The sequence below is a fragment of the Alcaligenes sp. MMA genome, from assembly GCF_020907215.1.
Lineage (GTDB): Bacteria > Pseudomonadota > Gammaproteobacteria > Burkholderiales > Burkholderiaceae_B > Alcaligenes > Alcaligenes aquatilis.
Genome location: NZ_JAJJPP010000001.1, coordinates 523,824 through 540,840, shown reverse-complemented (window position 1 = coordinate 540,840; position 17,017 = coordinate 523,824). Strand labels below are relative to the sequence as shown.

The 17,017-nt window shown below is 56.0% G+C and carries 20 protein-coding genes; 4 read left to right on the top strand and 16 right to left on the bottom strand.

Annotated features, from left to right (window positions below; translation table 11 throughout):
- Positions 1-27: 27 nt before the first annotated feature.
- From paaK to orn, 10 genes are all read right to left on the bottom strand, one after another.
- Positions 28-1,341, bottom strand: coding sequence for a phenylacetate--CoA ligase PaaK (gene paaK, locus LNA76_RS02430; RefSeq protein WP_042481657.1), 1,314 nt, complete (start codon positions 1,339-1,341; stop codon positions 28-30).
- Positions 1,342-1,415: 74 nt separating this feature from the next.
- A complete protein-coding gene (paaI, locus tag LNA76_RS02425) occupies positions 1,416-1,877 on the bottom strand; it encodes a hydroxyphenylacetyl-CoA thioesterase PaaI (protein WP_094197100.1) in 462 nt (153 codons plus the stop codon).
- Entirely contained in the window at positions 1,877-2,668 is a 792-nt protein-coding gene (paaG, locus tag LNA76_RS02420; RefSeq protein ID WP_230017820.1) for a 2-(1,2-epoxy-1,2-dihydrophenyl)acetyl-CoA isomerase PaaG, read from the bottom strand. The genes paaI and paaG overlap by 1 nt, the downstream gene beginning before the upstream one ends.
- Positions 2,669-2,682: 14 nt before the next feature.
- Complete coding sequence (gene paaN / locus LNA76_RS02415; protein WP_094197102.1) at positions 2,683-4,347, bottom strand: phenylacetic acid degradation protein PaaN; 1,665 nt, start codon at positions 4,345-4,347, stop codon at positions 2,683-2,685.
- An 83-nt stretch (positions 4,348-4,430) separates the two neighbouring features.
- Positions 4,431-5,513, bottom strand: a complete 1,083-nt coding sequence (paaE, locus tag LNA76_RS02410; protein WP_230017817.1) for a 1,2-phenylacetyl-CoA epoxidase subunit PaaE — start codon at positions 5,511-5,513, stop codon at positions 4,431-4,433.
- Positions 5,514-5,517: 4 nt separating this feature from the next.
- The gene (paaD, locus tag LNA76_RS02405; protein ID WP_094198381.1) at positions 5,518-6,018 is read right to left on the bottom strand and encodes a 1,2-phenylacetyl-CoA epoxidase subunit PaaD; all 501 of its coding nucleotides are present in this window, start codon (positions 6,016-6,018) and stop codon (positions 5,518-5,520) included.
- Positions 6,019-6,023: 5 nt separating this feature from the next.
- Positions 6,024-6,788: a 1,2-phenylacetyl-CoA epoxidase subunit PaaC gene (paaC, locus tag LNA76_RS02400; protein ID WP_125276671.1), complete on the bottom strand. Its 765-nt coding sequence runs from the start codon at positions 6,786-6,788 to the stop codon at positions 6,024-6,026.
- An 8-nt stretch (positions 6,789-6,796) separates the two neighbouring features.
- Positions 6,797-7,081 carry a 1,2-phenylacetyl-CoA epoxidase subunit PaaB gene (paaB, locus tag LNA76_RS02395; protein ID WP_230017815.1) on the bottom strand — a complete coding sequence of 95 codons (285 nt, stop codon included), beginning with the start codon at positions 7,079-7,081 and terminating at the stop codon, positions 6,797-6,799.
- Positions 7,082-7,175: 94 nt separating this feature from the next.
- Positions 7,176-8,168 (bottom strand): 1,2-phenylacetyl-CoA epoxidase subunit PaaA, encoded by a 993-nt coding sequence (paaA, locus tag LNA76_RS02390; protein ID WP_094197106.1) that lies wholly within the window; start codon positions 8,166-8,168, stop codon positions 7,176-7,178.
- A gap of 288 nt (positions 8,169-8,456) precedes the next feature.
- Complete coding sequence (orn, locus tag LNA76_RS02385; RefSeq protein ID WP_094197107.1) at positions 8,457-9,002, bottom strand: oligoribonuclease; 546 nt, start codon at positions 9,000-9,002, stop codon at positions 8,457-8,459.
- A 43-nt stretch (positions 9,003-9,045) separates the two neighbouring features.
- Here orn and LNA76_RS02380 point away from each other — a divergent pair, with 43 nt between their 5' ends.
- Together LNA76_RS02380 and rsgA are read left to right on the top strand one after the other, a co-directional pair.
- The gene (locus LNA76_RS02380) at positions 9,046-10,293 is read left to right on the top strand and encodes a M48 family metallopeptidase (RefSeq protein ID WP_121739127.1); all 1,248 of its coding nucleotides are present in this window, start codon (positions 9,046-9,048) and stop codon (positions 10,291-10,293) included.
- Positions 10,290-11,189, top strand: a complete 900-nt coding sequence (rsgA, locus tag LNA76_RS02375; protein WP_230017813.1) for a ribosome small subunit-dependent GTPase A — start codon at positions 10,290-10,292, stop codon at positions 11,187-11,189. The genes LNA76_RS02380 and rsgA overlap by 4 nt, the downstream gene beginning before the upstream one ends.
- Positions 11,190-11,268: 79 nt before the next feature.
- Here the strand turns inward: rsgA and LNA76_RS02370 are convergent, their stop codons facing one another.
- The 3 genes from LNA76_RS02370 to rplS all read right to left on the bottom strand — a co-directional run bounded on the left by LNA76_RS02370 (position 11,269) and on the right by rplS (position 12,466).
- Positions 11,269-11,736: an NUDIX hydrolase gene (locus LNA76_RS02370; RefSeq protein ID WP_326833641.1), complete on the bottom strand. Its 468-nt coding sequence runs from the start codon at positions 11,734-11,736 to the stop codon at positions 11,269-11,271.
- Complete coding sequence (locus tag LNA76_RS17975; protein WP_326833640.1) at positions 11,685-12,017, bottom strand: hypothetical protein; 333 nt, start codon at positions 12,015-12,017, stop codon at positions 11,685-11,687. Before LNA76_RS17975 ends, LNA76_RS02370 begins: the two co-directional genes overlap by 52 nt.
- Positions 12,018-12,091: 74 nt before the next feature.
- On the bottom strand, positions 12,092-12,466 hold the full coding sequence (gene rplS / locus LNA76_RS02365; protein WP_094197110.1) for a 50S ribosomal protein L19: 375 nt from the start codon (positions 12,464-12,466) through the stop codon (positions 12,092-12,094).
- Between the two features lie 271 nt (positions 12,467-12,737).
- Between rplS and LNA76_RS02360 the strand changes: the two genes are divergently transcribed.
- Positions 12,738-13,013: a biotin--protein ligase gene (locus LNA76_RS02360; RefSeq protein ID WP_162496894.1), complete on the top strand. Its 276-nt coding sequence runs from the start codon at positions 12,738-12,740 to the stop codon at positions 13,011-13,013.
- Complete coding sequence (locus LNA76_RS02355; protein WP_230017811.1) at positions 13,010-13,780, top strand: lipoate--protein ligase family protein; 771 nt, start codon at positions 13,010-13,012, stop codon at positions 13,778-13,780. Before LNA76_RS02360 ends, LNA76_RS02355 begins: the two co-directional genes overlap by 4 nt.
- A 33-nt stretch (positions 13,781-13,813) precedes the next feature.
- Here the strand turns inward: LNA76_RS02355 and LNA76_RS02350 are convergent, their stop codons facing one another.
- The 3 genes from LNA76_RS02350 to LNA76_RS02340 all read right to left on the bottom strand — a co-directional run bounded on the left by LNA76_RS02350 (position 13,814) and on the right by LNA76_RS02340 (position 16,953).
- On the bottom strand, positions 13,814-14,008 hold the full coding sequence (locus LNA76_RS02350; RefSeq protein WP_094197111.1) for a hypothetical protein: 195 nt from the start codon (positions 14,006-14,008) through the stop codon (positions 13,814-13,816).
- A 300-nt stretch (positions 14,009-14,308) separates the two neighbouring features.
- On the bottom strand, positions 14,309-14,950 hold the full coding sequence (locus LNA76_RS02345; protein ID WP_094197112.1) for a peroxiredoxin: 642 nt from the start codon (positions 14,948-14,950) through the stop codon (positions 14,309-14,311).
- A 185-nt stretch (positions 14,951-15,135) separates the two neighbouring features.
- A complete protein-coding gene (locus LNA76_RS02340) occupies positions 15,136-16,953 on the bottom strand; it encodes an acyl-CoA dehydrogenase (protein ID WP_230017809.1) in 1,818 nt (605 codons plus the stop codon).
- Positions 16,954-17,017: the final 64 nt, after the last annotated feature.

Here is a 17,017-nt window from a genome sequence, read left to right as displayed (position 1 = left end):
GTTTTTTTTACTTCAGGCCAGGCACGTTCAGAACGCGCGCTTGTCGATCACGCGTTTGGCTTTACCGGTTACGGTACGCTCGACCATGCCGGAGGACTGCACCCGGATACGTGCGCTGACACCGATAAAGGTCTTGATAGAGTGAGTCAAACGACGAGCCAGTTGCTCGCGCTGGGCTTCATTCAAATGATTGAACTCGGCACGCACTTCCACCAGAATTTCCAGCTCGTCCATATTGCCATTACGGCTCAGAACCAGTTGATATTGGGCAGCCAGCTCAGGCATTTTCAGAACCAGTTCTTCGACCTGGGTCGGGAACAGGTTCACGCCACGCACAATCAACATATCGTCGCTGCGGCCCGTGATCTTGCCGATGCGGCGCATGCTACGCGAAGTAGGAGGCAACAACTGTGTCAAATCGCGAGTGCGGTAGCGAATGACAGGCATGGCTTCCTTGCTCAAGGAGGTAAAGACCAACTCACCGCTTTCGCCCTCGGCCACCGGTTCGCCGGTTTCAGGGTTGATGATTTCCGGGTAGAAATGGTCTTCCCACACCACTGGGCCGTCCTTGCTTTCCACACACTCCATGGCCACGCCTGGGCCCATCACTTCGGACAGACCGTAGATGTCCACGGCATCAATACCGGCACGCTGCTCAATGTCCAGGCGCATCTGGCCTGTCCAGGGCTCGGCACCAAAAATACCGATACGCAGGGAGGTATCGCGTGGGTCCATACCCTGACGCTCAATCTCTTCGACGATATTGCAGAAGTACGAGGGGGTCACCAGAATCACGTCGGGACGGAAATCCTGAATCAGCTGAACTTGTTTTTCAGTCTGGCCACCGGACATGGGGACCACGGTACACCCCAGACGCTCGGCACCGTAATGCGCACCCAGACCGCCGGTGAACAGGCCGTAGCCGTAAGCCACGTGAGCAATGTCACCGGGACGGGCACCGGCCGCCCACATGGAACGGGCAAACAAGTCTGCCCAGGTGGAAATGTCCTTCGCGGTATAGCCAACCACGGTAGGCTTGCCCGTGGTGCCGCTGGAAGCGTGAACACGTGCTACCTGCTCACGGGGAACCGCAAACATCTTGAAGGGGTAGTTGTCACGCAAATCTTGCTTGGTCGTGAAGGGGAACTTGGAAATATCCGACAACTGCTTCAAATCGTCGGGGTGTACGCCCGCTTCATCAAATTTCTGCCGGTAATGCGGCACATTGTCGTAAGCATGCTTTAGCGTCCATTTCAGACGTTCCAGTTGCACGTTACGGATTTCGTCAACACTGGCATGCTCGATGGCATCGCGGCCAACCTGTTCTTTAATTGCTGTCATGGTGTACTCCTGCCCTGCCGCTGGTGTGGTACTACCGACCCCCCCGGGGTCCACAGGGTATGTATCGTCAAAAATTATTTTTTTTCAATCCCGCCCAATACCGTGCCATTTAGCCGGTACGAGCGCCCACGGAACAAGGCAATGCGCTTGTCGTTCTGGTTGACCACCTCGATGTCGTAGACACCGGTGCGGCCTGCCAGGGACGCCTCGACAGCGCGAGCTGTCAGGACATCCCCTTCAAAAGCAGGTGCCAAGTAATCGATAGTGCAACCGGACGCAACCGTCGGTGCATTGCGAGAATTGCAGGCAAACGCAAAGGTGCTGTCAGCCAAGGCAAAGATGAAACCACCGTGACAGGTCTTGTGGCCGTTGAGCATGTCGGCGCGCACCGTCATGCTCATATTGGCTGCACCCGGTGCCACGCTGTCCAGGCTCAGGCCCAGGCCCTGAGAGGCCTGGTCATTGCCATACATATGCTCGCTGACCTGTTGGGCCAGCGTTTGTGGGTCTTCAACAGCAAGTGCGTTGCTTTGCATTACTTTCCTTTGAATTGGGGGGCACGTTTGCCCAGGAATGCATTAACACCCTCGCGATAATCCTCGGATGCACCCAGTTCACGCATCAAGTCGCGCTCCAGATCCAGCTGTTGATCAAGCGAATGGGCATCACTGGCATAAATTGCTTTCTTGGCATAGGCCAGACCTTTGGTCGGCGCCTGTGCAAAATGAGCTGCCAGCTCATTCAGGCGAGCCTGAAACGCGTCGTCATCCACACATTCCCAGATCAGGCCCCACTGAGCTGCCTGCTCGGCCGAGAGCTTATCGCCCAGCAAAGACAGCCCCATGGCACGCGCTGTACCCACCAGACGCGGCAAGAAGAAGGTACCGCCGGTATCGGGCAAGAGGCCCAAGCGGCAGAAAGGCTGGATGAAGCTCGCCGAGCGGGTGGCGATCACGATGTCACCGGCCAAGGCCAGGTTGGCTCCGGCACCGGCTGCCACACCATTGACGCCGACCACCACAGGGGCCGCCAGCGCGCGCAGACGACGCACCAGCGGTGCATAGAATTTTTCAATGGTGGCACCCAAATCCACGGGGGCATCGCCTGCACTCATCTGGCGCTCGGACAAGTCCTGGCCAGCGCAAAAGCCACGGCCATTACCCGTCAGAATCAGTACACGCAAATCGGTGCACTGTTCGACTTTATCCAGGGCCTGAGCCAGCTCACCGTGCATATCGGCCGTAAAGCTGTTGAGCTTGTCGGGACGATTCAAGGTAATGCGTGCTACGCCATTTTCCAGCTTAAATTGAATACTTTGGTCAGTCACCTGGCCACCCTCCTTTAGAAATGCCAGCGAGTCTGAACGACACGGAAACGATTAGCAACATAGGCCGAATCCGACAGGGATGCGTTAGCGGCCGGGTTGGCGCCCGTGCCGTGGAAGTCGCTGTAAGCGGCGGTCTGGTTGATGAACACAGCTCCGGTCAGGTTCAGGGACAGAGACACGCCGGAACGCTCAGCCATGCGCTGGATCTTGGCGGTCACCGCATCATCGGTGCTGTAAGCCGACAAGGTCAGAGCACCGTGCTCAATCACGTTGCGACCGGCCACTTCAATGCTTTGCTCGGTCGAATCGGTTTGCACCACAAACACGATGGGGCCAAACCACTCTTGCTGGATCTCGGGCTGGTCCACTCGGGCCTGCAAGACCAGCGGTGTGCGTACGCGGGCACCGGGAAATGCGGGGTGTTCCAGCGTCTGGCTGTCAGCCAGGATAGGCATGCCCAGTTGGCGAGCCTGATCAATACGCTGTGCGCAGGCTTCGTTTTGCACGGCGCCGGTAATTTCAACGGCACGGGCCGGATCGGACACCAGCTTTTGCACGGCTTGTGCCAAACCTTGAGCGACTTCATCAAAGCTCATCACGCCATCGGCAGTACGGATACCGTCGCGAGGCACATAGATGTTTTGAGGAGCGGTACACATCTGGCCGGAATACAGCGCAAAGGAGAAAGCCAGATTGCGGGCAACAGCCTTGAAATCATCAACCGAATCAATAATGACCTGGTTCACACCGGCTTTTTCGGTGTAGACCAAAGCGTGGCGAGCATTTTCTTCCAGCCAGTTACCGTTCTGGCTGCTGCCGGTAAAGTCGATCAGCTTGACGGCCTTGTTCATGGCCAGTTGCTGGGCGGTGTCTTCTTGAGGCTCGTGAGCGGCCAGCAAGACCACATTAGGATTGAAACCGGCTTCGGCCAGCACGTCGCGGGCGACGGCAACGGTAATGGCCAAAGGCAGGATTGCGCCAGGATGGGGCTTCACAATCACGGTGTTGCCGGTAGCCAGGGAAGCAAACAGGCCTGGATAACCGTTCCAGGTCGGGAAGGTGGAGCAACCAATCACCAGACCTACGCCACGGGGCACCACCTTGAACTGCTTCTTCATCTGGATGGGATCGTGCTTGCCCTGGGGCTTGATCCAGTCAACCAGACCAGGGATACGGGACATTTCCTGCCAGGCATAGGCCACAGCTTCCAGCGCACGCTCCTGAGCGTGAGGGCCACCGGCCTGGAAGGCCATCATGAAGCCCTGGCCCGTGGTGTGCTGCACAGCGTGAGCAATCTCGAAGCTGCGCTGGTTCAAGCGATGCAGAATTTCCAGGCAGATACCAACCCAGGCTTGCGGGCCAGCGTCACGCCAGCTGTCCAGCGCCAGTTGCGACTGGGCCAACAATTGATCCACGGGAACTTTGGGGTAACGAATGCCCAGATCAAAACCAAAAGGCGATTGCTCATTGCCCACTTCTCCTTGGGCGCCTTCCAGCGTCAAAGGAAAGGCTTTGCCGCGGTAGGCTTCAAAAGCAGCCTGACCATCCTGAGCCGCGGTTTCACCGTAGGCGCGCGGGCTGGGATTTTCAGGATAAGCGCTCCAGAAGTTGCGCTCCAGAATGCTGCTCAACGCGTGATCCAGCGTCGCCTGATGCGTTTTGAAAAAATCTGCTGCCATACAATGTGCTCCTGAAACTAGTAGGACGCCAAGCTGGGAAGCTGGCGTCCAAATTCTTGGAAAACCGCTTGTTCGCTGCGGTCTTAGGTTTCCTGATCGAAGTCAATGACCACCCGGTCGGTCACCGGAAAGCTTTGACAACTGAGCACGAAACCGCGGGCTACTTCGTAATCTTCCAGTGCAAAGTTGGCGTCCATGTCCACTTCGCCCTCTACCACTTTGCAACGGCAGGTAGAACAAACCCCACCCTTACAGGAATAAGGCAACTCCAGCCCTTGCTCCAGTGCCGCATCCAAAATACTGCTGTTGCTCTTGCTGATGGTCAGGTTGCGAGTAATGCCATCCTGAATCACGGTCAGCTCGCACTCTTCCTTGCCCGGAGCCTTGCGCGACTCCTCGCCCGTACGCAAGGCACGCGGGCCTTTAGGGGCACCGAACAGCTCGAACTTGATCTGGGATTTTTCCAGGCCATTTTCCTGCAAGGCGGCAACCACCTGCTCGCTCATGTCCTGGGGACCGCAGACAAAGGCCACATCCACACTGGCGGGATCGAACCATTGCTGCATTAGCTGACGTACTTTTTCACCGTCCAGACGACCGTTGAACAAGTCAATATCCTGCGTTTCCCGGCTCATGATATACACGATGGAGAAACGTTCCATATAGGTGTTTTTCAGGTCCTCGATCTCTTCGCGGAACATGATGGCCGAGGAAGCGCGATTACCGAAAAACAGCGTGAAGGTCGATTTTGGCTCGGTATCCAGCGCGGTTTTCACCAGCGACAGAATCGGGGTAATACCACTACCGACCGCAAAGGCGGCGTAACGATGGGCCTGGCTGGGATCAAAGTCCACGGTAAAGTTGCCATCAGGTGGCATGACTTCCAGGGTGGCACCCGCTTGCAGATGGCTGTTGGCCCACGTGGAGAACGCCCCATCATTGACACGCTTGATCGCCACGCGCAGCAAACGGTCGTGCGGTGCCGCACAGATCGAATAGGAGCGGCGCAGTTCCTGGCCGTCCAGATGGGTGCGCAAGGTCAGGTACTGACCGGGGCGGAACTGAAACACATCCTGCAAATCGTCGGGCACGGTAAAAGCCACCACCACGGCATCGCGGGTGCTGCGGGAGACCGAGGCCACAGGAAGGGAATAAAACTGACTCATAGGACTAATGCGCCTTAAAGTAATCGAATGGTTCACCGCAGCTGATGCAGCGATACAGCGCCTTACAGGGTGTAGAGCCAAACTGGCTGATTACCCGTGTATGCGTGGAGCCGCATTGAGGACAGGCCACCACGGGCGCCTCGGGCTGACGCAGCAAACCAGAAATATCAACTGCACTTTGGGCCGGAGGAGCGATACCGTAGTCGCGCAAGGCCACTTTGCCCTGCTCGCTCATCCAATCGGTCGTCCAGGCCGGTGATAACTTCGTCTCTACCCGAACCTGCTCGATACCGGCCTGTTGCAAGGCCTGTTCAATCGAGTGGCTCATCTCGTACATCGCCGGACAACCGGAGTAAGTCGGTGTGATGGTGACCACACACACGCCCTGCTCCCAATTCACGTCACGCACAATGCCCAGGTCCAGCAAGGAGATCACGGGGATCTCCGGATCTGGAACCGTGGCCAATACTTGCATGACCTGCTCGGTGCTCCAGGTCTGTGTCATGACGATCACCAAGTGGCGTCGGGGTACATACGTGGCAGATGCTGCATTTCCGCCAGCAGATACCCTAACGCTTCCGTGTGGCGGCCTTGTGGACCACCGCGATAAGCCTTGTGCTGAGCATCCTGCTCGGCCGGGCAACGCAAGGTGGCACGCTCGAGCGCATTTTGGATGTATTCCAGGCAAGGCTGCCACAGACTGGCCATCAAAGGCACGGCTTGGCGCTGAGCCAGTTCCTCGGTGATCTCGTCATCCAGAAACAACTCACCCAGGTAGAACCAGGCATCATCAATGGCTTGCTGCATGCGTTTGTGGCTCTCTGGCGTACCGTCGCCCAGGCGCACAATCAGGTCGGTCGAGCGCCGCAGGTGATACAGCACTTCCTTATGCGCCTTCTGGGCAATTTCACGAATCTGCTCGTCGCTGGATTCGATCAACTGCTCCAGCAGGAAGCAATGCCAGGCATCAAACAGAAACTGACGTGCCAGCGTGTCGCCATAGTGACCATTCTCGCGCTCGACCAGCAGGTAGTTGGTGTACTCGTGAACATCACGGTGATAGGCCAGACGATCTTCGTCACGGCCCTGGCCTTCGGTTTCGCCAGCCAGAGTCAGCCACATGCGAGCCTGACCCAACAGGTCCAGTGCGGTATTGGCACAGGCCAACTCTTCTTCCAGAGCCGGGCCGTGGCCAGTCCACTCACCCAGACGCTGTGCCAGCACCAAGGTGGAATCGCCCATGCGCAGGGCGTAAGAAAACAGGGCTTTGTCCATGCCGGTTCCTACATATTGATGCCGTCAGGCATTGGGAAAAAAGTAGGGTGGCGGTAGACCTTGCTGTTGGAAGGCTCGAACAGCGGGCCTTTGTCGCCAGGGCTGGAGGCCGCGATATCGGCGGCACGCACGACCCAGATGCTCACGCCTTCATTACGGCGGGTGTACACATCGCGGGCATTGTTAATCGCCATTTCGGCGTCCGGAGCGTGCAGGCTGCCCACATGTTTGTGGGCCAGGCCGTGCTGGCTGCGAATGAAAACTTCCCACAGGGGCCAATCGCTCTTGCTCATAACTGAAAATTCCTTGCTGTGCAGCGGTGCTGTCAAAGCGCCTGCTGCGAATCGGATCGAATCAGAAACCGTACCGGCTTCTTAGCCTTGATGATCAGGCTACCTTGCGGACGCCTTCCTGCTTTTGGGCATGGGCATCCAGTGCATCACGGAACCAGGCGCCATTTTCGTGGGCCTGGACTCGGGCTTGGAGTCGCTCACGATTACAGGGACCATTGCCCTTGATCACTGCCCAGAATTCTTCCCAGTCAATCTCGCCAAAGTCGTAGTGACCGCGCTCTTCGTTCCAGCGCAGATCAGGGTCGGGAATGGTCAGGCCCAGGTACTCGGCCTGAGGTACGGTCTGATCCACCATCTTCTGACGAAGTTCGTCGTTGGAGAACAGCTTGATTTTCCACTGCATGGACTGAGCGCTGTTGGTGGAGTCCGCATCGGAAGGACCGAACATCATCAAGGCAGGCCACCACCAGCGGTTGATGGAATCCTGAACCATCGCCTTTTGCTCGGGCGTGCCATGCAAGCACATCTGGAGCAGCAAGTCGTAACCCTGGCGCTGGTGGAAGGATTCTTCCTTGCACACACGTACCATGGCACGGGCGTAAGGACCATAGGAGCAACGGCACAGCGGAATCTGGTTAATGATGGCTGAGCCGTCAACCAGCCAGCCGATCATGCCGATATCGGCCCAGTTCAGTGTGGGGTAATTAAAAATGCTGGAATACTTGGCTTTGCCCGACAGCAAGTCATCGACCAGCTTGTCACGGCCTACGCCCAGTGTTTCGGCAGCGCTGTACAGGTACAGACCGTGACCGGCCTCATCCTGCACCTTGGCCATCAAGATGGCTTTGCGTTTGAGCGAAGGGGCGCGGGTAATCCAGTTGCCTTCAGGCAGCATCCCGACGACCTCGGAGTGCGCGTGCTGAGAGATCTGGCGCACCAAGGTTTTGCGATAGGCTTCGGGCATCCAGTCCCTGGCTTCGATGCGGACACCCTCATCGATGCGCTCTTGGAACCGACGTTCTTCGTCGGACATCTGCTCGACATCCTGGACCTGCTTGACGCCTGTCTCTACAAGTTGTGCATACATGACCATCCCCGGTAAGAGTGCTGAAAGCGCCCAAACAAATTTTGTTTCGACGCAAACCATATACACTTCATTATTTAATACGAAAAATGTGATGTCAATCGCAAAACCGTATCATATGAGCCCAGAACAGATACTTTAAGGGTAAATACTTAGACGTAAAAAAACCGAGGAGCGACAAATCGCTATCCTCGGTTTTAATCCAGCCAAAGCGCCCCCACCTAGAACAGGCTGCCCGATTACCTATCTGGCTCGGACCCGCGCAACATCGACCTTGCCTGTTCTTGCTGCTTACAGACGGATGAAGTGCTCGCGGTAGTGTTTCAGCTCGTCAATGGACTCATAAATATCGGCCAAGGCCTCGTGACGGCTTTGCTTGACGAAACTTTTAACCACTTCAGGCTTCCAACGCAAGGCCAGCTCTTTGAGCGTACTGACATCCAGATTACGGTAGTGAAAGAAGGCTTCCAGGCGGGGCATGTAGCGGTACATGAAACGGCGGTCCTGACTGATGGTATTGCCGCACAAAGGCGATTTGCCAGCCGGTACGTGCTCTTTCAGGAAGTCCAGCAACTGGTCCTCGGCCTGCGCCTCGGTCAGGGTAGAAGCTTTGACCTTGTCGATCAGGCCACTGCGGCCATGCGTACCCTTGTTCCAGGCGTCCATGCCATCGAGCAATGCATTGCTTTGATGAACCACCAGAACCGGGCCTTCGGCCACCAGAGTCAAGTCTGCTTCTGTTACCACGACCGCAACTTCAATGATGCGCTCTTTGTCCGGATCCAGTCCTGTCATCTCCATATCGAGCCAGACCAGACGCTGTGTATGAACCGCCATATAATCATTCCTCAAAACGCCCATTTTACATATAGCCACCTACATGCTGACCTTGTTGTTCATTATCTTTCTGCTTGCAGACGTTTTGCTGCGCTTTTATCTAGGCCTGCGGCAGATCCGGCACGTTTATCGTCATCAAAACGAGGTGCCTGCCGAGTTTTCCGAACGCATTGGCCTGCATAGCCATCAACGTGCAGCGCGCTACACCATCGCACGCACCCGACTGGGCTTGAGCGAGCGTCTGGTCGAAGCCCTGGTGCTGCTAGGCTTTACGCTGCTGGGAGGCTTGCAATGGCTGGATGTCACGCTGGGCAACTGGATCAGCCATGAGCTGCTGCGTCAGCTCGCCCTGATTGGCGCGGTATTAGCGATTATGGGGGTCGTAGGCCTACCTTTTGCCTGGTATCGCAAATTTGTACTGGAAGCACGCTTTGGTTTTAACCGCATGAAGCCCGCGCTGTTCTTTGCCGATATCGCCAAAACGCTGCTTATCGTCCTGATTCTGGGTACCCCCTTGTGTGCCGCCCTGCTCAGTCTGATGGATTGGGCTGGCCCATCCTGGCCCTGGTACGGCTGGGGACTGTGGCTGGTTTTCAACCTGCTAGTGCTGTGGCTGTACCCGCGTGTTATCGCCCCCATTTTCAATACATTCAAACCGCTGGAAGATACCAGCCTGCGTGAGCGCATCAATGCCCTGGCGCAGCGTTGCGGCTTTCAGACCAATGGCTTGTACGTAATGGATGGCTCGCGCCGCTCCGCCCATGGCAATGCGTACTTCACCGGCCTGGGTCGCCAAAAACGCATCGTATTTTTTGATACCTTGCTAAACAAGCTGCAACCCGAAGAAGTGGAAGCCGTGCTGGCGCATGAGCTGGGTCACTTCAAACATCGCCATATACAACGTCGCCTGCTGATCAGCGTGCTCACATCCCTGATCTTTTTCCTGCTGGCTGGCTGGGCCTGGGGCAAGGTGGGTTTTTATACCGGGCTGGGCGTCATTCCCCAACTGGGCCGCCCCAACGATGCCCTGGCTCTGATCCTGTTCTTCATGGTGGTACCCACCTTCACCTTCTGGATGGGCCCCTTGAGCGCCCTGCTCTCTCGCCGGGATGAGTATCAGGCCGACAGCTTTGCCGCCCAGCACAGCCAGGCCCAAGACTTGATCAGCGCCCTGCTCAAGCTCTATAACGACAATGCCGCAACCCTGACACCCGACCCTGTGCACTCTGCCTTTTACGATAGCCACCCCAACGCGATTGATCGCATCCGACACCTGAAAAGCCTGGCATGACATCTCACTATATTAGCGGTCTGGTGACCGCCGCCCACGGTCGCCACTACTTTGTCGAGCTGCCTGATGGCGAAACCATCAAGTGCTTTCCACGCGGAAAAAAAGCCGGAATTGCGGTTGGCGATCAGGTCAATGTACTGATGCAGGCCAAAGGAGAAGGCTCTATTGAAGCGGTGCAGGAGCGACGCAATCTGCTGTATCGCTCTGACGATTTCCGCACCAAACAGTTTGCGGCCAATATCGATCAGCTTCTCATTGTGGTCGCGCCCGAACCTGCTTATTCCGAAGACCTGCTGGGGCGCGCCCTGGTCGCAGCCTGGAGTGTAGATATTGAGCCGGTGATCATTCTGAACAAAGCCGACCTGGGCACCCATCTGGAACGAGCTAGAACCAAGCTAGCCCCTATTGCCGCTCTGGGTGTGCCTATTCTGGAAATGGTTGCACTGGAGCCGGAACAGACACGCGCAGCCTTGGCCCCTTGGCTGGCGAACAAACGCACCTTGCTGCTGGGACAAAGCGGCATGGGCAAATCCACCTTGCTCAATGCCCTGGTCCCGGATGCAGGCGCACTAACCCAGGAATACTCGCAAGCTTTAGGCGCAGGCCGCCATACCACCACCAGTACCCGCCTGTATCACCTGCCCAATAGTGGCGACCTGATCGACAGCCCCGGTTTCCAGGCCTTTGGCCTGTCGCACATGACACAGGAAGATATTGCGCACGGTTTCCCCGACTTTCGCAAAGCCGTGGAGTCCTGCCGCTTTTATAACTGCACCCACAGGCATGAGCCGGGCTGTGGCGTACTGGCCGCTATCGAAGCAGGCAGCATCCACCCTGAGCGGCACGCGCTATACCAACGACTACTGGCCGAGCACGAAAACAAGCCACGTTATTAAGGGAATGAGGGGCGAAACACAACGCCCCTTTTTTTTGAAGGCAGGATCCGCTGCTAGAGTGCCCGCTTGTCAGGCCTGATTACAGGCCGTTGGACCGAGTATCCCCGCCAGCGGACAACTGCACCCAGGCAGCCGACAAATGGTGGTAGAGATTGCGGATCAAGACCGCTGTGGCACCCCAGATAAAATATGAGCCCCAAGGAATCGAAAAGTAATAGCGTCCCGCCCCATCCGGCAAATCCGCGTGGTGCAACTGATGGCGCTGCGGGTCTAACAAGACCGACAAGGGCACTTCAAAAACCTCGGCCACTTCGGAACTATCGGGCAAGACCTGAAAGCCCTCTTGCAACTCGCCAATAATGGGGCGCATTGCAAACTGGGTACTGGTGACAAAAATAGGATGCTGACCCAGGTAACGCACAAAGCGCGGCTCGATGCCGATCTCTTCCTGGGTTTCACGCAGGGCCGCTTCTACGGGCCCCAGATCCGACGCCTCTATACGCCCACCAGGAAAACTGATCTGCCCAGCATGGTTATGCAAATGCATGGCCCGACGTGTAAAATGACGGTGGGCCCCTCCGGGCGCTGCATCACGCCAATACACACGGCGGAGCGCACATTCATGGAACCGGGCAAAAACTCTGGATAAAAGGAGCCGCGAAACAACGGCTCGACCTGCCACTGGATGGGCTGGGCAAAGGCACTACGCAGAAAATCCAGTTGTTGGGCCTGAGCAGGCAATTCAGGCAAAGCGTCTAATGCAACCAGGGGCTGGCTGCGAGGGTCGAACCCAGGAACGATAACGGGCCTGATACGAGGCTTATCCATAAGAACGGGTAGTGATCCCACATAAAGACAAAGGCACCCGCCTGGGTGCCTTTGCATCGCTGTTCGCTAGGGGATTAGTTACCCGAACGACGAACGAGTTTTTCTTTGATGCGAGCGGCTTTACCCGAGCGTTCGCGCAGATAGTACAGTTTAGCACGACGTACAGCGCCACGGCGCTTGACTTCGATGCTGGCGATCTGCGGGGAGTACAGTTGGAATGTACGCTCAACGGCTTCGCCAGAAGAAATCTTGCGAACGGTGAAAGCAGAATTCAGACCACGGTTGCGACGGCCAATAACCACGCCTTCGTAAGCCTGCACGCGCTTGCGTGTACCTTCAACCACGTTTACGTTCACAACAACAGTGTCACCAGGACCGAACTCGGGAGGCAGCTTGCCACCGGTCAGGCGCTGGATTTCTTCTTGCTCAAGAATAGCGATCAAATCCACGATTGACTCCAAAACCATCGTATCAGCCGCACACATTATAAAAATCGCGCTGACAGAGGATGAAAAAATGATTAGCCAATGATTCTATCAGTAAAAGGCTTAAATCACCAAGCCTTTTGAGTGATTACGGCTGCGTTTCCAGGCGTTTAACTACGTTAAAATACGACACTTTGGGCATCATGCCCCTGTATTAAACGCAGTAAAAGCGCAGATTTACTCGCTTCGCCTCTCCCTTGGCAAAAAGGGCCGACCTTATTAAAGGACACAGTCTATGCATGCTGAATACAAAGTTCCTGGCGGCAAGCTGGTCGTGATCGATCTGGATGTCAAAGACCATATGATCGAACAAGCACGACTGAGCGGCGATTTCTTTCTGGAACCTCCCGAAGCACTGGGCCTGATCAATCAAGCCCTACAGGGCTTGTCCGTCAATAGCAGCGCCGAAGAAATTGCGGCTCACGTTAGCCGCGCCCTACCTACCAACATCGATATGTTCGGCCTGGACTCGCAGGCGATTGGCGTGGTCGTGCGGAGGGCCTTGGCATGATGAGCTGGAACGAGTTGCCTTGGGAGCTGATCCATATGGAGCCGCAGCCCGCTGCCCTGCATATGGCGCTGGATGAAATTATTACCCAGGAAGTCAGTGAAGGCACCCGCGCCCCTACCCTGCGTATCTGGGAGTGGCAGGAAGCTGCTGTAGTGATTGGACGTTTCCAGTCCCTGCGAAATGAAATTGAAGCCGAGGCCGCCGCCCATCACGGTATTCGTGTGGTGCGTCGCATCAGTGGCGGTGGCGCCATGTTTATCGAACCTGGCAATACCATTACCTATTCGCTTAGCGTACCCAAACAATTTGTAGCTGGCATGACCTTTCAGGAGTCCTACGAGTTTCTGGACTCATGGGTCATTGAAGCCCTGCGCGACATTGGTATTGATGCCTGGTACCAACCGCTGAACGACATTACCAGCGCCGGTGGAAAAATTGGGGGTGCCGCACAAGCACGACGTGGCAATGCCGTCTTGCATCATGTCACCATGGCCTACGACATTGATGCTGACAAGATGTTGGAAGTTCTACGCATCGGCAAAGAAAAGCTCTCGGACAAAGGCACTACCAGTGCCAAGAAACGCGTGGACCCTATCCGCAGCCAAACAGGTATGAGCCGTGAAGCGGTTATAGAAGCCATGCTGGATATATTCCGCAAAAAGACGGTTCTTAACCCCGGCACACTACCCACTTCAACATTGGAACAGGCCGAAAAACTGGCACGCGACCGCTTCCTGTCAAACGACTGGACACAACTGGTGCCCTGATCGCCCCCTCTGGAGCAGCACAAGGACGTGGCTTCAAAACCCGCCCATGCTGCCCAACCATAACAAGCCAGGAATACTGGCACCCCACACAGCAACCAAACACACATCCATGACCTTGGCTTTGAAAGACAAGGGCTTGTTAAATGGACTGGAAGAAGCTGCAGAGCGAACCGGGCCACGGAAACGTGGAGTGGCTTGCGGACGGTAATGACGGCTTGGACTAGACATGGCTAACTCCATTTACTGTTTTCTTATACAGTACTGTACTTAAAACCAGCAACCAGTGCAATCAGTACCTGTCATGATGTTGCGCTTGCCCCACTGACACACTGCAAACCCAGTCCTGACGCCACTTACAGCCAATTGACCATAAAGCGTACCATCCCTGCCCTAACCGTCTTCGCGACTGAAAAGCCACTTGCATCCAGTGCTTTGCACAGTAGTTCCATACCGTAACGATGCCCACAAAAAAGCCCTCGTGCCATAAGCAGGAGGGCTTTCTGTCTGAGCCTAAAGGCCAAGTAGCAATTACTTGTTAGGCTGAGGCGTCACACGCAGGTAGGGACGAATCTCGGTGTAGCCTTTAGGGAACTTCTGCTTCAGAACTTCAGGATCTTTCAGGCTAGGAACGATAATCACATCGTCGCCGTCTTCCCAGTTCACTGGCGTAGCCACGCTGTGGCTGTCGGTCAGTTGCAGGGAATCGATCACGCGCAGAATTTCGTTGAAGTTGCGGCCCGTGCTGGCAGGGTACGTAATGATCAGACGCACTTTCTTGGCAGGGTCGATGATAAACACCGAACGCACTGTCACGGTGGTGCTGGCGTTGGGGTGGATCATATCGTACAGATCCGACACCTTGCGGTCCGCGTCAGCCAGGATGGGGAAATTAACGGTGGTTTTTTGAGTTTCGTTGATATCGTCAATCCACTTGCCGTGGGAATCAACATCATCAACGGAAACAGCAATTACTTTTACGTCGCGCTTGGCGAACTCGTCCGCCAGCTTGGCGGTATAACCCAGTTCGGTGGTGCACACAGGCGTAAAGTCGGCTGGGTGGGAGAACAAGACGCCCCAGCTATTACCCAGAAACTCGTGAAACTTGATGGTGCCGGCGGAGGATTTTTGTTCAAAATCAGGGGCCAGGTCACCCAGACGAAGTGTAGCCATTGCGTTCCTCTTTTTGAAATGCAGCCGCGATCAGGAGATCGTCAACTTAAATGATCAGGACTAGTCAGATGATTTTGTCAGTATAAAGAGCGCGTTTCAAATAATTTAAAGCTATATCAATATACCGAAAAAAGGCCCGGCAGCCAAACAACTGCACGGGCCTTGATGGCTTGAGCCAGGTCGGCTTACAGCAGTTCGGTCGTCAGGTAAGGCATCAGCTCCGCACCATCAGCCACGGATTGAGCCAAAGCATTAGCACGTGGCAACAAGTGGCTGGCAAAGAACACGCTGGTCGACAGCTTGCGGCGCAGGAATGGATCCTGATCACCTTCGCTCAGTGCTTTTTCTGCTGCCAAGGCGGCACGAGCCATCTGCCAGCCGGTCAACACATAGCCGGACAGCATCAGGAAAGGTACGCTGCCCAGGAACACGGCAGGCAGGTCTTTCTGAGCGTTCATCAAGGTGAACATGGCAGCACGTTCCACACTCTTGACACCTGCCTCCAAACGATCAGCGATCAGGGTCAGTGCAGCTTTGTGCTCACCACCTTGAGCCGCACGTTCACGCAGCTTGGCAACAGTCGCGCCCAGCTCCGGAGCCAGGCCCTGGATCACAGCGCCGGCATCACGCAGCACCTTGCGACCGATAAAGTCGTTGGCCTGAATGGCAGTGGTGCCTTCATAGATAGGCAAAATGCGCGAATCGCGGTAGTGCTGGGCCGCACCGGTTTCTTCGATAAAGCCCATACCGCCATGCACCTGCACACCCAGGGAAGTGACTTCCAGAGACATTTCAGTGCTGAAACCCTTGACCACAGGCACCAGGAATTCGTACAGAGCCTGATAACGCTTGCGGGCATTTTCATCTGCACTGTGACGCGCCTTGTCGTTCACACCAGCGGCGAAGTACGCCAACGCGCGGGAGCCTTCCGTCAGGGCACGCATTTGCACCAGCATGCGCTGCACGTCGGGGTGATGGGCAATCGACACGGCCTTGCCGCCAGTCAGAGGCGCACCCTGCACACGATCGTTGGCGTAGTCAAGGGCCTGCTGGAATGCACGTTCGGCCACGGCGATACCCTGCACGCCCACCGCGTAACGAGCCGCGTTCATCATGATGAACATGTACTTCAGGCCTTCGTTTTCCTTGCCGACCAGATAGCCGACAGCGCCCTCGCCCACATCGCCTTTGCCTGAGCCATACAACAGTACAGCGGTTGGGCTGCCATGAATGCCTAGCTTGTGCTCCAGCGATGCACACCAGACGTCGTTACGAGCGCCCAAAGAGCCATCGTCTTTCACCATGAACTTGGGCACGATAAATAGCGAAATCCCTTTCACGCCGGCAGGTGCGTCGGGCGTGCGGGCCAGCACCAGATGGACGATGTTCTCGGCCATATCGTGCTCACCGTAAGTGATGAAAATCTTTTGCCCGCTGATGCGATAGCTGCCGTCATCTTGAGGAACTGCGCGGCTGGCAACCTGGGCCAGATCCGAACCGGCCTGAGGCTCAGTCAGGTTCATGGTGCCGGTCCAGCGGCCTTCCAGCAAAGGCGGCAGGAAGCGTTCTTTCTGTTCGTCTGAACCCACCATAGACACGGCTTCGATCACGCCATCGGTCAGCAAAGGACACAGGGAAAAAGCCAGGTTGGCGGCATTGATGTTTTCACACGCCACGGCACCGATCAGCTTGGGCAGGCCTTGGCCGCCCAGTTCAGCTTCGTGCTGCAAACCTTGCCAGCCGGCTTTGGCAAATTCTTCAAAGGCTTTTTTAAAGCCGGGTGTGGTGGTGACCACACCGTCATTCCATTTGGCACCATTCTGATCACCGGCGCGGTTCAAAGGTGCGACTTCCTGCTCAACGAAGCGGGCGTTCTCATCAATAATGGCATCGATCAACTCGGCCGAGAAATCCTCAAAGCCAGGCAATTCCAGCACACCAGGTAGATCAGCCAGCTCTTTAAGTGCAAAGCGGATGTCTTGGGTGGGTACACGATACGTCATGAACACTCCTACACAGAAACAAAAAGGACCGAAGCCACAACCAGGCCCCTGGGGTATACGCACT

Coding starts and splice junctions, on each gene's coding strand:
- paaK (WP_042481657.1), bottom strand. CDS start 1,341: ATGACAGCAATTAAAGAACAGGTTGGCCGCGATGCCATCGAGCATGCC.
- paaI (WP_094197100.1), bottom strand. CDS start 1,877: ATGCAAAGCAACGCACTTGCTGTTGAAGACCCACAAACGCTGGCCCAA.
- paaN (WP_094197102.1), bottom strand. CDS start 4,347: ATGGCAGCAGATTTTTTCAAAACGCATCAGGCGACGCTGGATCACGCG.
- paaE (WP_230017817.1), bottom strand. CDS start 5,513: ATGAGTCAGTTTTATTCCCTTCCTGTGGCCTCGGTCTCCCGCAGCACC.
- paaD (WP_094198381.1), bottom strand. CDS start 6,018: ATGACACAGACCTGGAGCACCGAGCAGGTCATGCAAGTATTGGCCACG.
- paaC (WP_125276671.1), bottom strand. CDS start 6,788: ATGGACAAAGCCCTGTTTTCTTACGCCCTGCGCATGGGCGATTCCACC.
- paaB (WP_230017815.1), bottom strand. CDS start 7,081: ATGAGCAAGAGCGATTGGCCCCTGTGGGAAGTTTTCATTCGCAGCCAG.
- paaA (WP_094197106.1), bottom strand. CDS start 8,168: ATGTATGCACAACTTGTAGAGACAGGCGTCAAGCAGGTCCAGGATGTC.
- orn (WP_094197107.1), bottom strand. CDS start 9,002: ATGGCGGTTCATACACAGCGTCTGGTCTGGCTCGATATGGAGATGACA.
- LNA76_RS02380 (WP_121739127.1), top strand. CDS start 9,046: ATGCTGACCTTGTTGTTCATTATCTTTCTGCTTGCAGACGTTTTGCTG.
- rsgA (WP_230017813.1), top strand. CDS start 10,290: ATGACATCTCACTATATTAGCGGTCTGGTGACCGCCGCCCACGGTCGC.
- LNA76_RS02370 (WP_326833641.1), bottom strand. CDS start 11,736: ATGCATTTGCATAACCATGCTGGGCAGATCAGTTTTCCTGGTGGGCGT.
- LNA76_RS17975 (WP_326833640.1), bottom strand. CDS start 12,017: ATGGATAAGCCTCGTATCAGGCCCGTTATCGTTCCTGGGTTCGACCCT.
- LNA76_RS02360 (WP_162496894.1), top strand. CDS start 12,738: ATGCATGCTGAATACAAAGTTCCTGGCGGCAAGCTGGTCGTGATCGAT.
- LNA76_RS02355 (WP_230017811.1), top strand. CDS start 13,010: ATGATGAGCTGGAACGAGTTGCCTTGGGAGCTGATCCATATGGAGCCG.
- LNA76_RS02350 (WP_094197111.1), bottom strand. CDS start 14,008: ATGTCTAGTCCAAGCCGTCATTACCGTCCGCAAGCCACTCCACGTTTC.
- LNA76_RS02345 (WP_094197112.1), bottom strand. CDS start 14,950: ATGGCTACACTTCGTCTGGGTGACCTGGCCCCTGATTTTGAACAAAAA.
- LNA76_RS02340 (WP_230017809.1), bottom strand. CDS start 16,953: ATGACGTATCGTGTACCCACCCAAGACATCCGCTTTGCACTTAAAGAG.